The sequence below is a fragment of the Pseudomonas putida genome (assembly GCF_001636055.1).
In the GTDB taxonomy this organism is placed as follows: Bacteria; Pseudomonadota; Gammaproteobacteria; order Pseudomonadales; family Pseudomonadaceae; genus Aquipseudomonas; species Aquipseudomonas machongensis.
Genome location: NZ_CP011789.1, coordinates 1,404,809 through 1,418,050, shown reverse-complemented (window position 1 = coordinate 1,418,050; position 13,242 = coordinate 1,404,809). Strand labels below are relative to the sequence as shown.

Here is a 13,242-nt window from a genome sequence, read left to right as displayed (position 1 = left end):
GACAACGGCCTTGCCGCACTGCCATCGCACCAACAACAAAGCCCACAGGCCAACAACACTCGCGCTGGAGCATCACCATGAGCCACTCGACCGGTATCGAGACCAATGGCGTCGAACAGATCCCCGACGATCAACGCGACGCCACCCCGCTTGACCTGTTCCGCCTGATCTTCGGCGGTGCCAATACCTTCGCCACCGCCGTGCTCGGCAGCTTCCCGGTACTGTTCGGGCTGTCCTTCCAGGCGGGGCTGTGGGCGATCCTGCTCGGCGTCGGTGTCGGTTCGCTGATCCTTGCCCCCATGGGGCTGTTCGGCGCACTCAACGGCACCAACAACGCCGTCTCGTCGGGCGCGCATTTTGGCGTACACGGACGCATCGTCGGCTCGTTCCTGTCGCTGCTGACCGCCGTGGCGTTCTTTTCGTTGTCGGTGTGGAGCTCGGGCGATGCCCTGATCGGCGGCGCCAAGCGCCTGGTCGGGCTGCCCGAAACCGACCTCACCCTGGGTCTGGCCTATGGCCTGTTCGCAGTGCTGGTACTGGTGGTATGCATCTTTGGTTTCCGCTTCATGCTGTGGGTCAACAAGATTGCGGTATGGGCTTCGAGCCTGCTGTTCCTGCTCGGCATCGCCGCCTTCGCCGGCCCGTTCGACGCGGGCTTCGCCGGCAGCGTCAATCTCGGCCAGCCGGGCTTCTGGGCCGCCTTCGTTGGCGCCGCGATCCTCGCCATGAGCAACCCGGTGTCCTTCGGCGCGTTCCTCGGTGACTGGTCACGCTACATCCCGCGCCAGACCCCGAAATCGCGCATCATGCTGGCGGTGATCCTGGCCCAGGCCGCGACCCTGATCCCGTTCCTGTTCGGTCTGTGCACCGCGACCCTGGTGGCCAGCCAGGCGCCGGACTACATCGCCGCCAACAACTATGTCGGCGGCCTGCTGGCGATCTCGCCGGCCTGGTTCTTCCTGCCGGTGTGCCTGATTGCCGTGATCGGTGGCATGTCCACCGGTACCACCGCGCTGTACGGCACCGGGCTGGATATGTCCAGCGTGTTCCCACGCCTGCTCAGCCGCGCGGCCGCCACCCTGCTGATCGGTGTGCTGGCGATCGCCTTCATCTTCATCGGCCGCTTCGCCTTCAACCTGGTGCAGAGCGTGTCGACCTTCGCCGTGCTGATCATCACCTGCACCAGCCCGTGGATGGTGATCATGATCCTCGGCCTGATCACCCGCCGTGGCTTCTACCACGCCGACGACCTGCAAGTGTTCACCCGCGGCCAGCGTGGCGGGCACTACTGGTTCCTGCACGGCTGGAACTGGCGCGGCATGGGCGCCTGGATCCCCAGCGCCGCCGTGGGCCTCTGTTTCGTCAACCTGCCGGGACAGTTCGTCGGCCCGCTCGGTGACCTGGCTGGCGGCATCGACCTGAGCCTGCCGGTCACCCTCGGCATCGCCGGCGTGCTGTACCTGATCCTGCTCAACCTGTTCCCCGAACCTGCCGGTGTCTACGGCCCGCGCGGCCCGCGCTGGGTACGTTGCAAAAGCGCTCCCGTGACACCCGTGACCACTGCCGAAATGGCCTGACTGGAACCCCGACCATGACCACTCCCCATTACATCGACGGCCGCTGGGTCGAAGGCCAAGGCAACGACAGCATCAGCGTCTACGATCCCTCTCTGGGCGCACCTTTCGCCGAGCTGAGATCGGCCAGCAGCGCCCAGGTCGACGAGGCGGTGCAAGCCGCACGCCGTGCCCTGCCCGCCTGGAAGAGCCGCCCGGCCGCCGAGCGCGCGGCCCTGCTACGCGGATTTGCCGAGCAACTCGGTGCCCGCCGCGAAGAACTGATCGCGCTGCAGATGCGCAACAATGGCAAGCCACGGCACGAGGCCGAGATCGATCTGGACGACGCGGTGGCAACCTTCGCTTACTACGCCGAGCTCGCCGAACAACTGCCGCAGAAGAACCGCGACGTCCCCCTGGCCGCTCCAGGCTTTACCGCGCGTACCCGCCTGGAAGCCGTCGGCGTGGTCGGGCTGATCGTGCCGTGGAACTTCCCGCTGGTGACCAGCGCCTGGAAGCTCGCCCCGGCCCTGGCCGCCGGCTGCACCGTGGTGCTCAAGCCTTCGGAGATCACCCCACTGATCGAACAGGCCTACGGCCAGATCGCCCAACAGCTTGGGCTGCCGGCCGGGGTGCTGAACATCGTCAACGGCAAGGCCGAGACCGGCGCGGCGCTGAGTGGCCACAACGGCCTGGACAAGCTGTCGTTCACCGGCAGCAATGCCGTCGGCAGCCAGGTCATGCGTAGCGCCGCAGCCCAGTGCCGGCCAGTGACACTGGAGCTGGGCGGCAAGTCGGCGATCGTTGTGTTCGACGACTGCGACCCAGACCAGGCGGTGGAGTGGATTGTCGCCGGCATCACCTGGAACGCCGGGCAGATGTGCTCGGCCACCTCGCGCCTGCTGGTGCAGGACGGTATCGCCGACACGCTGCTACCACGGCTGCAGGCGGCGCTGGAGAAACTGCGCGTGGGCAACCCGCTGGTCGAGGAAGTGGAGATGGGACCGCTGACCAGCCAGGCGCAGTGGCTCAAGGTCGCCGGCTATTTCGCCACCGCGCGCGAGGAAGGGCTGAAGTGCCTGGCCGGAGGCAAGGCGTTGGACGCAGAGGGTTGGTTCGTCAGTCCGACACTGTACGTCGATGTGCCCGAGACCAGCCGCTTGTGGAGCGAAGAGATTTTCGGCCCGGTGCTGTGCGCACGCCGGTTCACCACCGAGGAACAAGCGATCGCCCAGGCCAACGACAGCCGCTTCGGCCTGGTAGCCACGGTCTGCTCAGCGGACCTCGAACGCGCCGAGCGCGTGGCTGATGCGCTGGAGGTCGGGCATGTATGGATCAATTCGGTGCAGGCGGTGTTCGTCGAAACTTCATGGGGGGGCACCAAGGGCAGCGGGATCGGGCGCGAGCTTGGGCCTTGGGGATTGTCGGGGTATCTGTCGGTGAAGCACGTGACGCGGTGCGTAGGCTGAGGTCTCGGTGATGCAGTTGGGGCTGCCTTGCAGCCCATCGCGGGACCCGCCCGCTCCCACACTGATCGGGGCATGCGCAGAGGGTGGACGGATATCCCACTAAATCTGTGGGAGCGGGCGGGTCCCGCGATGGGCCGCAAAGCGGCCCCATTTGTGTCACACCGACTCGTCAACCGCCCGCGTCCCTTCCTGCAGCAACACCATGCTCTGCGGCGACGACAGTGCGATGCCTTCCTCGCGCAGGCGCCCGAGAATGGCGAACAGCAGGTCGCTGCGCGCGCCCGACACCTGCCGCGGCCCGGCCACGTAGCCGCTGGCGCTGAGCACCATGCCGCTGGCGGTCAAATCCTTGAAGGTTACCGACGGCGCCGGGGCATCGAGGATCGCCTCGTGGTCGCGATAGGCCTGCAGCAGCAGCTCGCGCACGTGGTTGGCATCGGTCTCCAGGGGCAGGGTCAGGGTCACACCGACCACCCCCAGGGCGTTGGCCATGGTGACGTTGCGCACGTTCTGGGAGATGAACTGCGAGTTGGGCACGATCACCGTCGAACGGTCGGACATCTGGATCTCGGTGGCGCGCACGTTGATGCGCCGGATGTCACCTTCCACCCCCGCCAGGCTGACCCAGTCGCCCACTTTCACCGGACGTTCGGTGAGCAGGATCAGGCCGGAGATGAAGTTCTGCACGATCTGCTGCAAACCGAAACCGATACCCACCGACAGCGCACTGACCACCCAGGTCAGGCTGGTCAGGTTGATGTGCAGGGTCGACATCACCAGCATGGCCAGGAACAGGAAGCCCAGGTAGCCAACCAGCGTCACCAAAGAGGCACGCATGCCAGCGTCCATGTCGGTTTCCGGCAACAGACGCTCGCTTAGCCAGCGCTTGACCACACGGATGGCGAACAGCCCGCCGAAGAAGATCGCCAGCGCCAGGAAGATATCCTGGGGCACGATGTTCAGATTGCCGAGGATCTTGCCACCGCTACCATCCCAGTCGGCCAGGCTCAGCAGCAGCTCGCCGGGGCTGGTGCCCGAGGGCATGAAGGCCAGCAACGCGGCGATGAACAGCAATACGGTCCGACCGATACCGGCCAGTACCGTGCTGGCCTGGGCCTGGTGACGCTGCTGCAGGCCTAGCGCCGAGGCCAGCGCCAGCCCACCGGGCTGACGCGGCGACAGCAAGGTTTCGCAGAGGTCGCCGAACACGGTCACCAGCAGGTAGGCGCACACCGCCACGACGCTGATCCACAGCAACTTGGCGGTCAGGAAGTAGGCCAGGGTGAGGTAGCCGGTGAGCAGCGCCAGCAGGATCGCGATGACCCACACCACCACCACGAAGGGGATCAGACCCGCCAGGCCCGCCGGGCGCTCCAGCCCATGCTGGCGGCGAGTGCGGCGATAGCGCACCAGCACAGCGACGAACAGCAGCGATACCACCAGCGCGGTCAGGCCGTTGGTGGCCAGGGTCAGCGCCAGGCTGGTGCCGATGACGCTGTTGATGCGCTCCTGGGTCAGCAGCAGCACCAACGCCAGGGCCAAAGCCTGCGGGAACCAGCCCAGGGCGCTGGCCACTTCGTCGGGAATCGGCGGCAGGCGCCAGGACGGGCGTTGCAGCATCAGCATGGCGCGGCCCAGGCCAGAAATGAAGGCGCTGAACACCACCAGGGTAAGGACGTGGTTGGTCAGGCTGGCCAGATCCGCGCCCAGCTCGGCACTGCTTTCCAGGCCCCAGCGCAGCAGCGACACGGACCCGGCGATGGTCGCCAGGGTGGCCAGCGCCACACTCAAGGCCAGGGCGCTGCGGCGCAAGCGGCCTTCGGGCAGCCAGCGGATCATCGCATCGGCCAGCAGGCGCTCAAGCACCTTGCGCACCAAGGTCCAGACCAGCACAGCAGCGACCAGCGCGGTAATGAACAACCAGCGGTGCTCGGCGCTGAGGGCACTGGCCACAGCATCTGCCGCCTCGCCGCGCAGGTCGCGCAGGCGCGCCACGTCTTCATCGGTAGGACGGATCAGGCTCGACCAGAACGCCGGGCTCAGCGGGCTGGCGGCGCGGCTGGTGATCTGCGAGTTGAACAGGCTGCGGCGCAGGTTGACGATCTGCGTAGACAGGTCACGCGCCGACTGGGTGAGCTGGGTAGCTTCGGTCTGCTCGGCCACCAGGGCCTTTTTCTGCCTGTCCAGTTGCTGGCGCTGGCGCGTCAGGCTCTCGGGCTCCTCGGGCTGCACCGGCCCGAGCACATTGAGCTGATCATCCAGCCGGGCGACATCCGCCGTACGCTGCGTGGCCAGGGCATCGGCCTGGCGCTGAACCTGCAGCGCCGACTGACGCAGTTGCGAGAGCAGATCGTCATTGGCATTGCTGGTCACGCCCTGGCGGATCTGGTCGAGCCGGTCGCTCAACTGATCCAGGCTGGCATCTTCGTCCAGCACCTGCTGTTCGGCAGCGGCCAGGCTCGATACCGGCGTGGCCGGCGCCGACCAGGCAGGCGTCGCCACCCACAGCAACAATGCCAAAATTCCCACGTAAAAACGCTCAAGGCTCATACGCCTCATCGAAATCCCCTCTATACAGCTCGACAGGCGGAGGATTCTACGCTGCCGCGGCGATCAGGTGATGACCGTTTCTCGCGCCAGCAACTGACGCTTGCGTTCCACGCCCCAGCGATAGCCACTGACATCGCCGTCACGCCGTACCACTCGGTGGCAGGGAATTGCCACGGCAATGCGGTTGGCTGCGCAGGCCAGGGCTACGGCACGCACCGCCTTGGGTGCGCCGATGCGCTCGGCGATATCGCTGTAGCTGACCCGGCCGCCCGCCGGTACCTCGCGCAGCGCCTGCCAGACACGCTCCTGGAAGGCGGTGCCCTGTACATCGAGGGGCAGTTGCAGCCCCAGCGACGGCTGCTCGACAAAACCCACCACCTCGGCAACCAGGCGCTCGAAAGCAGGATCACCACCGATGAAATGGGCCTTGGGGAACTGGTCCTGCAACTGTTCGAGCAGCGTTTGCGGGTCATCGCCGAGCAGGATCGCGCAGATGCCGCGCTCGCTTTGCGCCACCAGGATCGCCCCGAGAAAGCACTGGCCAAGGGCAAATCGAATGGTCGCGCCCACGCCGCCGGCCCGGTACTCACGCGGCTGCATGCCCAGGCGCTGGCCCGCGCTGGCATAGAAGCGACTGTTGGAGTTGTAGCCTGCGTCGTAGATCGCGTCAGTGACGCTGCCAGCCTGCTCCAGCCCCTCCCGCAAGCGTCTGGCACGAAAGGCCGAGGCATAGGCCTTGGGTGTGAGGCCGGTTTCGGCCTTGAACAAGCGGTGCAGGTGGAAGGGGCTGACACCCAGTTCAGCACCCAGCTGCTCGAGTTGAGGCGCGCTGTCGTGGGATTCGATCAGCCGGCAGGCACGCGCAACCAGCGCGGTACGCCTGGCGCCAGGGTCGGCGAGGGTTGCCGTACAGCGTTTGCACGGACGGTAGCCGGCGGCTTCGGCAGCGACGGCATCATCGAAGAACTCGACGTTTTCGCGCTTGGCCATGCGCGACTTGCAGCCTGGCTGGCAATAAATGCCCGTGGTGCGCACGGCATAGACGAAGTGACCGGCCGCTTCTGGATCGCGGGCCTGGACGGCCTGCCAGCGGGCTGCATCGGTGTTGTACGGGGTGGCTGGCATGGGCGGGGCCTCTGGGGTGATTGGTTGTCAGCGTGGCAGGTTCTGTTGGGCTGGGCTCTCCGGTTCTTGCGGGGTTATTTTGTGCCGGCCTTTTCGCGGGCAAGCCCGCTCCTACAAGAGCCAGCACACCCTTGCCCGCGAAAAGGCCCAGCCTCAAGCCCGCCACAGATACCAGGCCGCCACCGTCCGATAAGGGCTCCAGACCCCGCCCAGCGAGCGCATCTGCGCAGGCGTCGGTGCCTTCTCCAAACCCTTCAGGCGACGGTATCCCTCGCGCACCCCGAAGTCATCCACCGGCAGGATGTCCGACCGCTCGAGGCTATAGATCAGCAACATCTCCACCGTCCAGCGCCCCACGCCACGCAAGGCCACCAGGCGCTCGATCAGCGCCTCGTCCTTCATCGTCAGCGCCTCTTCGCGCCCGGGCACTGCCCCTTCGAGGCGGGCCTGAGCGATGTGCAGGATGCTCGCCAGCTTGCTCGCCGAGAAGCCACAACCGCGCAACACCTCGGGGTCAGTGGCGAGCAACTGCTCGGGCGCAGGAAACGCCACCTGCGGATACAACGCCAGCAAGCGCCCGAGTATCGCCTCGGCCGCCCGGGCATGCAGTTGCTGATACGCCACCGCCCGCACCAGCGCCTCGAACGGCTCACGCCCAGGCGTAGCGCGGTGCAGGCACGGCCCGACCGCGGCGATATGCCGGGCCCAGTCCGGGTCCAGCCCGCTGAGGAAGTCGATCGCCTGCTGATAGGCGTGCGGCGAGAGATCGGCATGGATCATGGCACGTTACCCGTGGAATGAGCTGAAAGCCCCATGTTAGACCAACCGTTCATCGCAAGATCGCCGAATCTTGCGCGACAAATTCCTGGTATGCCATTGCTCCGACAGCATTGCCCCGCATAGAATTGAGAACTATTCACAGTCACCTCCTCACTCCTTCGCAACCAGGGCCGCAGCCACGATGCAGATGAACGACATGCTCAAGCCTGCCGAAGTCGATCTGCTCTACCAGGCTCACCACGCCTGGCTGCGCGGCTGGTTGCGGGCACGGGTCGGCTGCCGGGAACATGCCGCGGACCTCGCCCAGGACACCTTCGTACGCCTGCTGCGCGCGCGTCAGGTTTCACCGCTGAAAGAGCCGCGCGCCTACCTCAGCAGCGTCGCCCGCGGGCTGATGATCGATCAGTTCCGGCGCCGTGCACTGGAACGCGCCTATCAGGAAAGCCTGGCCTGCCTGCCCGAAGGCGAAGCGCCCAGCGAGGAGCATCGCCTGGTGATCCTCGACACCCTCGAACGCCTCGACCGCGCCCTGCAACTGCTCAAGCCGCGGGTGCGCCAGGCATTCTTGCTGGCCCAGCTCGATGGCCTGAGCATCCCGCAGATCGCCGCGCACCTGGAAGTGTCCCGGGCCACGGTCGAGCGCGACCTGGCCCGGGCGCTGGGCACCTGCTATCGGTTGCGCTATGCCGACGCCTGAGCGCATCCCTGCTCAGGCCCAGGTGGATGAGGCGATCGACTGGCTGGTGAAACTGCGCTTCGACGATCCATCGGCACACCATCAGCAGCAATTCCAGCACTGGCTGCACAGCCATCCGCACAACGCCCTGGCCTGGCAGCGGGTCACCAGCCTGGGCAACGAACTGGCCGGCCTGCCTCCTGACCTGAGCCGGCGCACCCTCGAGGGCAGCCAGCGCCAACGCATGAGCCGGCGCAACAACCTCAAGCTGTTGGTCGCATTCGCCGCTGCCGGCGGGGCTCTCTGGACCGCGCGCGAGCCCCTGGGCCTGCCAGCGCTGATGGCCGACAGCCGCACCGCGACCGGCGAGCGCCGCGACTTGCAAGGCAGCGATGGCAGCCGCATCCAGCTCAACACCGCCAGCGCCATCGACCTGCGCTACAGTGCCGACCTGCGCCTGCTGACACTGATTCGCGGCGAAGTCAGCCTGGACAGCAATGCCAGCGACAACCGCACCTTTCACATCGACACCGCCATCGCCGACATGGACACCCGTAACGGCCAGTTGCTGCTGCGCGAGAACGACGACGGCCTGCTGCTGGCGGTTCGCCGTGGCGAGGTACTGCTGTTCCCCTCCTCCGCTCGCCCACGGTGGGTAAAGACCGGCGAGGTGCTGCAGGTGAGTGCCTCGGGGCAAACCGAGGTGGCGGCCCTGCATGGCGACCCGTGGGGCTGGACCGATGGCGTGCTCAGCGTGCAGCAGATGCCGTTGGGCGAGTTCGTGGCCGAACTTTCGCGGTATCGGCCGGGGCTACTCAGGTGCGCACCGGAAGTCGCCGGGCTGAAGGTTTCCGGGACTTATCACCTGGCAGACACCGATCAGATCCTGCTGTTGATCGCACGAAGCTTGCCGGTACGCATCGACTACCGCACGCGCTACTGGGTGAGCATCGACCTGGCCTGATCCCCGGGCGTTTGGCCAGTCACCCTGTGTCATGAAAATAAATGAGGTGGAATCTCATTCTCGTTCGGCCTGAAGGAACAAAGCCCGAAAAGTGGTCTACCCAACCTTCAGGAGCGTTTCATGATTCGCCCGTGTTCCCCCCGCAACGACAGCCTGCGCAGCGCCATCCACGCCGCTGCCTTCGGTCTGGGCTTGGTCACTGCTGCACTCTCCGCCCAAGCCCTCGCCGCCCCGGCCAGCCAGAACCAGCAGATCGCCTGGAACATCCCGGCAGGCCCGTTGGCCCCAGCGCTGGACCAGATGGCCCGCCAGGGCGGCCTGAACCTGTCGTTCGACGCGAACAGCCTCCAGGGCAAGACTACCCGTGGCGTGCAGGGCAGCTACGACAGCGCCCAGGCCCTGTCGGTCCTGCTGCAGGGCAGCAACGTGCAAGTCCAGCAACAGAGCGACAAGAGCTTCATGCTGATCCCCGCGCTGGACGTCGGTGATGCACTCGAGCTTGGCGCCACCAGCATCTCCAGCGACCGCCTGGGCGAGACCACCGAGAACACCGGCTCCTACACCACCGGCGCGGTGACCATCGGCAAGACTCCGCAAAGCATCCGTCGCACCCCGCAGTCGGTGACCGTAGTCACCCGACAGCGCATCGACGACCAGAACATCACCAACCTCACCAACCTGCTCGAACAGACGCCCGGGGTAGTGGTCAACCTGACCGACAGCGAGCGCGTGCAGTATTACTCGCGCGGCTATTCGATCGACGCCATCCAGTACGACGGCGCCACCGTGGTGCAGAGCAGCGGCGGTGGCTCGTTCATCCAGAGCGACTCGGCAATCATCGACCGCGCCGAGATCCTGCGTGGGGCCACCGGCATGCTGCGCGGGGCGGGCAACCCTTCGGGCACGGTGAACCTGGTGCGCAAGCGCCCGACCTACCAATACCAGGGCAGCGGCAGCATTACCCTGGGCACCTGGAACGCCCAGCGCTATGTCGCCGATATCTCCGGGCCATTGACCGAAACCGGCAACGTGCGTGGGCGGATCATCGCCGTGCACGACGACAAGGACCACTTCCAGGAGTCGCGCCAGGAACGCAAGGACGTGCTGTACGGCGTACTGGCCTTCGACCTGAACGACAGCACCACCCTGACCACCGGCCTTGAATGGACCAAGCTCGACGCCACCGGCGCATGGGGCAACCTGCCCGCCAACTACGACGGCTCGCCGCTGCCGTTTGGCCGCAGCACCTACCTGGGTGCCGACTGGAACCGCTGGAACCGCAGCAACCTGCAGACCTTCGCCGAGCTCGAACATCGTTTCGACAACGACTGGAAGCTCAAGCTGATGGCCCAGCGCACCCACTTCGAATTGGCCGACGATGGTTTCAAGCAGACCTACTTCACCCGCGCCACCGGCGCCGCCAACCCCACCAACAACCCGTACCTGATGAGCTACCAGGTCACCGAAGGTGATGGCGGCGAGAGCCTGCAAAACAACCTGAGCGCGACCTTCAATGGCCCGTTCGACCTGCTGGGTCGTACCCACGAGCTGATGCTGGGCGTCGAGCGTATCCGCAACGATTCCTACGCCTCGGCCACCAACTACGTTCAGTCGGGGGTGTTCGACATCCGCAACTGGGACCCCAAGACCAGCCTGGCCAACCCGTCTATCGACATCCTCGCCCACCCGGTGCGCACCCGTACCACCCAGGAAGGTGCCTACGCCACCTGGCGCATTTCCCTGGCCGACCCGCTCACCGCGATCATCGGCGCACGCACCAACTGGTACGACTACGAGCAGGAAAACAACACCCGCTCCAACGGCAAGTTCAGCGTCGACAACGAAGTGGTGCCCTACGCGGCGCTGATCTATGACCTCAACGACAACTTCAGTACCTACGCCAGCTATACCGAGATCTTCAACCCGCAGACCGCCACCGACGCCACTGGCTCGGTGCTCGCGCCGGTCACCGGCGAGGCCTACGAGACTGGCATCAAGGGCGAGTTCTATGACGGGCGGCTGAACACCTCGCTGGCGTTCTTCCGCATCTATCAGGTCGGCAACCCGCTGGACGACATCAGCGGGCCAAATCCCTGCCCACCGAACTACACCAGTGGCTACTGCAAGGTTGCGGCAGGCAAGAACCGCAGCCAGGGCTTCGAACTGGAGATTTCCGGCGAAGTGCTGCCGGGCTGGAACGTGACCGGTGGCTATACCTACAACACCACCGAGTACCTGAAGGACACCACCAGCAACACCGGCAATGCGATTCGCACCACCGACCCCAAGCGCATGCTGCGGCTGTTCACCAGCTACCGCCTGCCGGGTGAGCTGGACGCCTGGACCATTGGCGGTGGCGTGCAGGCCCAGAGCGACATCTACAACCGCAGCGGCACTGCGGTCGCCACGCAGTCGGGGTATGCGGTGTACAACGCGATGGTCCACTACCGCTTCAACGACCACTATTCGTTGCAGGTCAACGCCAACAACATCTTCGACAAGCAGTACTACCGCCAGGTGGCACCGACACCGACCGGCTACTACTGGGGCGATCCGCGCAATGTGTCGGTGACCTTGCGCGGGAGCTTCTGACCTTCCCGGACTGAATGGGTCTGTTCGCAAGCCCGTCGCAGCGGCGGTTCGGCGCCCCACAGGCCCTCTCCCACGGAGATACCGCTGCTGTCCACAGCGGTAGCTTGCCTCTGTGGGAGCGGCGGTTCGGCGTCCCGACTTGCCCGCGAAGAACCCTCACTGGCCCGGGCTGACTTCCACGCTAACCCGCCCGGCCCGCCGCCACGCCTGCTGTGCAAAGCACACGAACAACCCTGCCATCACCGCCAGCGCCATGGGCAACCCATGCGGCGCGACGTCCATTGCCGCACCGCTCACCAGCGGCCCGACCAGACTACCTACACCCCACAACAAGCCGACACTCGCATTGGCCGTCACCAGGTCCTTGCCCTTGAAGCGCTGCCCGATCAGCACCAGTGCCAAGGTATAGATCCCCCCAGCCACCGCCCCCAGCACCACCAGCAACGGCCACAGCAGCCAGGTCATCTGCAGCAGCCACGGCAGGGCGATACCGATCGCCATCGCCACCAGCCCACACACCAGGTGCAGCCCGGTGCGCTCCACCCGGTCCGCCAGCCAACCCAGCGGCAGCTGGAACAGCATGTCGCCAGCGAACACCACCGTCACCATCAGCGCGGCCACGCCTATTGCAAAGCCATGGCTGGTGGCATACACCGGCAACAACGACAGCACCACGGCGTCGAAGAACGAGAAGAACAGCACCGCCACGCACAGGGCTGGGGCAACACGGAAGAAGCCGCCCAGGGTGAAGCTCTTGTCGTCTTCCTCGCCATGCTCGACATGATCGTTCGGCACCGTGAGCAGGATGCACAGCAACGCCAGGCCATAGCAGGCGGTGACCACCCCCGTCACCCAGGGGCTGTTGGCACCGACCAGCGCCAGCATCGCCGGGCCCAGCACCTGGAAGCCTGTGAAACTGGTGGCGTACAGGGCCATGATCTTGCCGCGGTTGTGCTCCGGGCACAGTTCGTTGACCCACGACTCGCCCAGGATGATCGCGATGCCCATGCCGACCCCTAGCGCCAGGCGCAGCAGCGCCAGCAGCCAGATCGATGCGAACGACCACTCCAGCAGGCCGATGCTCAGGGCACAGAGGCTGAAGCACAACAGGTAGATGGTGCGCCGGGTGAGGAGCCGGCAGCAGGCGTCGACCATGAACGCCGAAAGCATCATGCCCGCAGCGGGAATGGCCGAGACGATGCCGATTTCCAGGGTGCCAGCCCCCGCCTCGTGCAGACGCAACGACACCAGCGGCAGGCTGGCCCCCAGGCTGAAGCCCACCACCGACACGGCGAACAGAAGGCCCGCCAGCAAACGCATGTTCATGTACCACTCCAGACAACTGAAAAAGACGTGCAAACGCAGGCGCCCACGGCCACGCCGAGGCGGCGCAGCAGACAGGGGCGCAGATCAGTTCAGTGCGTGGTGTGTGGCGAGAAGGTGAAGGCGAACAGGACGCTGCGCCGGCGCTTGAGCACCGTGTCGCTCGGCCACGCGCGACGCGCTGTCGGGGGGACAGGCAGGCATGTGTGG

9 protein-coding genes are annotated in these 13,242 nt (G+C 65.9%); 5 read left to right on the top strand and 4 right to left on the bottom strand.

Annotation, left to right across the window (positions count from 1 at the left end):
• The first annotated feature begins 77 nt into the window (after positions 1-77).
• Both AB688_RS06400 and AB688_RS06395 read left to right on the top strand, forming a co-directional pair.
• Positions 78-1,577, top strand: a complete 1,500-nt coding sequence (locus AB688_RS06400; RefSeq protein ID WP_063542878.1) for a purine-cytosine permease family protein — start codon at positions 78-80, stop codon at positions 1,575-1,577.
• 14 nt (positions 1,578-1,591) lie between these two features.
• Positions 1,592-3,022, top strand: coding sequence for an aldehyde dehydrogenase family protein (locus tag AB688_RS06395; protein WP_063542876.1), 1,431 nt, complete (start codon positions 1,592-1,594; stop codon positions 3,020-3,022).
• A 156-nt stretch (positions 3,023-3,178) separates the two neighbouring features.
• Here AB688_RS06395 and AB688_RS06390 read toward each other — a convergent pair whose 3' ends face one another.
• From AB688_RS06390 to AB688_RS06380, 3 genes are all read right to left on the bottom strand, one after another.
• Positions 3,179-5,581 carry a DUF3772 domain-containing protein gene (locus AB688_RS06390; RefSeq protein WP_063542874.1) on the bottom strand — a complete coding sequence of 801 codons (2,403 nt, stop codon included), beginning with the start codon at positions 5,579-5,581 and terminating at the stop codon, positions 3,179-3,181.
• Positions 5,582-5,635: 54 nt separating this feature from the next.
• Entirely contained in the window at positions 5,636-6,697 is a 1,062-nt protein-coding gene (ada, locus tag AB688_RS06385; protein WP_063542872.1) for a bifunctional DNA-binding transcriptional regulator/O6-methylguanine-DNA methyltransferase Ada, read from the bottom strand.
• Positions 6,698-6,850: 153 nt separating this feature from the next.
• Positions 6,851-7,477 (bottom strand): DNA-3-methyladenine glycosylase family protein, encoded by a 627-nt coding sequence (locus AB688_RS06380; RefSeq protein ID WP_063542870.1) that lies wholly within the window; start codon positions 7,475-7,477, stop codon positions 6,851-6,853.
• A 181-nt stretch (positions 7,478-7,658) separates the two neighbouring features.
• Here AB688_RS06380 and AB688_RS06375 point away from each other — a divergent pair, with 181 nt between their 5' ends.
• The 3 genes from AB688_RS06375 to AB688_RS06365 all read left to right on the top strand — a co-directional run bounded on the left by AB688_RS06375 (position 7,659) and on the right by AB688_RS06365 (position 11,709).
• On the top strand, positions 7,659-8,174 hold the full coding sequence (locus AB688_RS06375; RefSeq protein ID WP_063542868.1) for a sigma-70 family RNA polymerase sigma factor: 516 nt from the start codon (positions 7,659-7,661) through the stop codon (positions 8,172-8,174).
• Positions 8,161-9,117: a FecR domain-containing protein gene (locus AB688_RS06370; protein WP_063542866.1), complete on the top strand. Its 957-nt coding sequence runs from the start codon at positions 8,161-8,163 to the stop codon at positions 9,115-9,117. The genes AB688_RS06375 and AB688_RS06370 overlap by 14 nt, the downstream gene beginning before the upstream one ends.
• A 120-nt stretch (positions 9,118-9,237) precedes the next feature.
• The gene (locus AB688_RS06365; protein ID WP_063542864.1) at positions 9,238-11,709 is read left to right on the top strand and encodes a TonB-dependent siderophore receptor; all 2,472 of its coding nucleotides are present in this window, start codon (positions 9,238-9,240) and stop codon (positions 11,707-11,709) included.
• Between the two features lie 156 nt (positions 11,710-11,865).
• On the opposite strand, the gene AB688_RS06360 is transcribed toward AB688_RS06365, so the two are convergent.
• Positions 11,866-13,035 (bottom strand): MFS transporter, encoded by a 1,170-nt coding sequence (locus tag AB688_RS06360; protein WP_063542862.1) that lies wholly within the window; start codon positions 13,033-13,035, stop codon positions 11,866-11,868.
• Positions 13,036-13,242: the final 207 nt, after the last annotated feature.

Coding starts and splice junctions, on each gene's coding strand:
- AB688_RS06400 (WP_063542878.1), top strand. CDS start 78: ATGAGCCACTCGACCGGTATCGAGACCAATGGCGTCGAACAGATCCCC.
- AB688_RS06395 (WP_063542876.1), top strand. CDS start 1,592: ATGACCACTCCCCATTACATCGACGGCCGCTGGGTCGAAGGCCAAGGC.
- AB688_RS06390 (WP_063542874.1), bottom strand. CDS start 5,581: ATGAGGCGTATGAGCCTTGAGCGTTTTTACGTGGGAATTTTGGCATTG.
- ada (WP_063542872.1), bottom strand. CDS start 6,697: ATGCCAGCCACCCCGTACAACACCGATGCAGCCCGCTGGCAGGCCGTC.
- AB688_RS06380 (WP_063542870.1), bottom strand. CDS start 7,477: ATGATCCATGCCGATCTCTCGCCGCACGCCTATCAGCAGGCGATCGAC.
- AB688_RS06375 (WP_063542868.1), top strand. CDS start 7,659: ATGCAGATGAACGACATGCTCAAGCCTGCCGAAGTCGATCTGCTCTAC.
- AB688_RS06370 (WP_063542866.1), top strand. CDS start 8,161: ATGCCGACGCCTGAGCGCATCCCTGCTCAGGCCCAGGTGGATGAGGCG.
- AB688_RS06365 (WP_063542864.1), top strand. CDS start 9,238: ATGATTCGCCCGTGTTCCCCCCGCAACGACAGCCTGCGCAGCGCCATC.
- AB688_RS06360 (WP_063542862.1), bottom strand. CDS start 13,035: ATGAACATGCGTTTGCTGGCGGGCCTTCTGTTCGCCGTGTCGGTGGTG.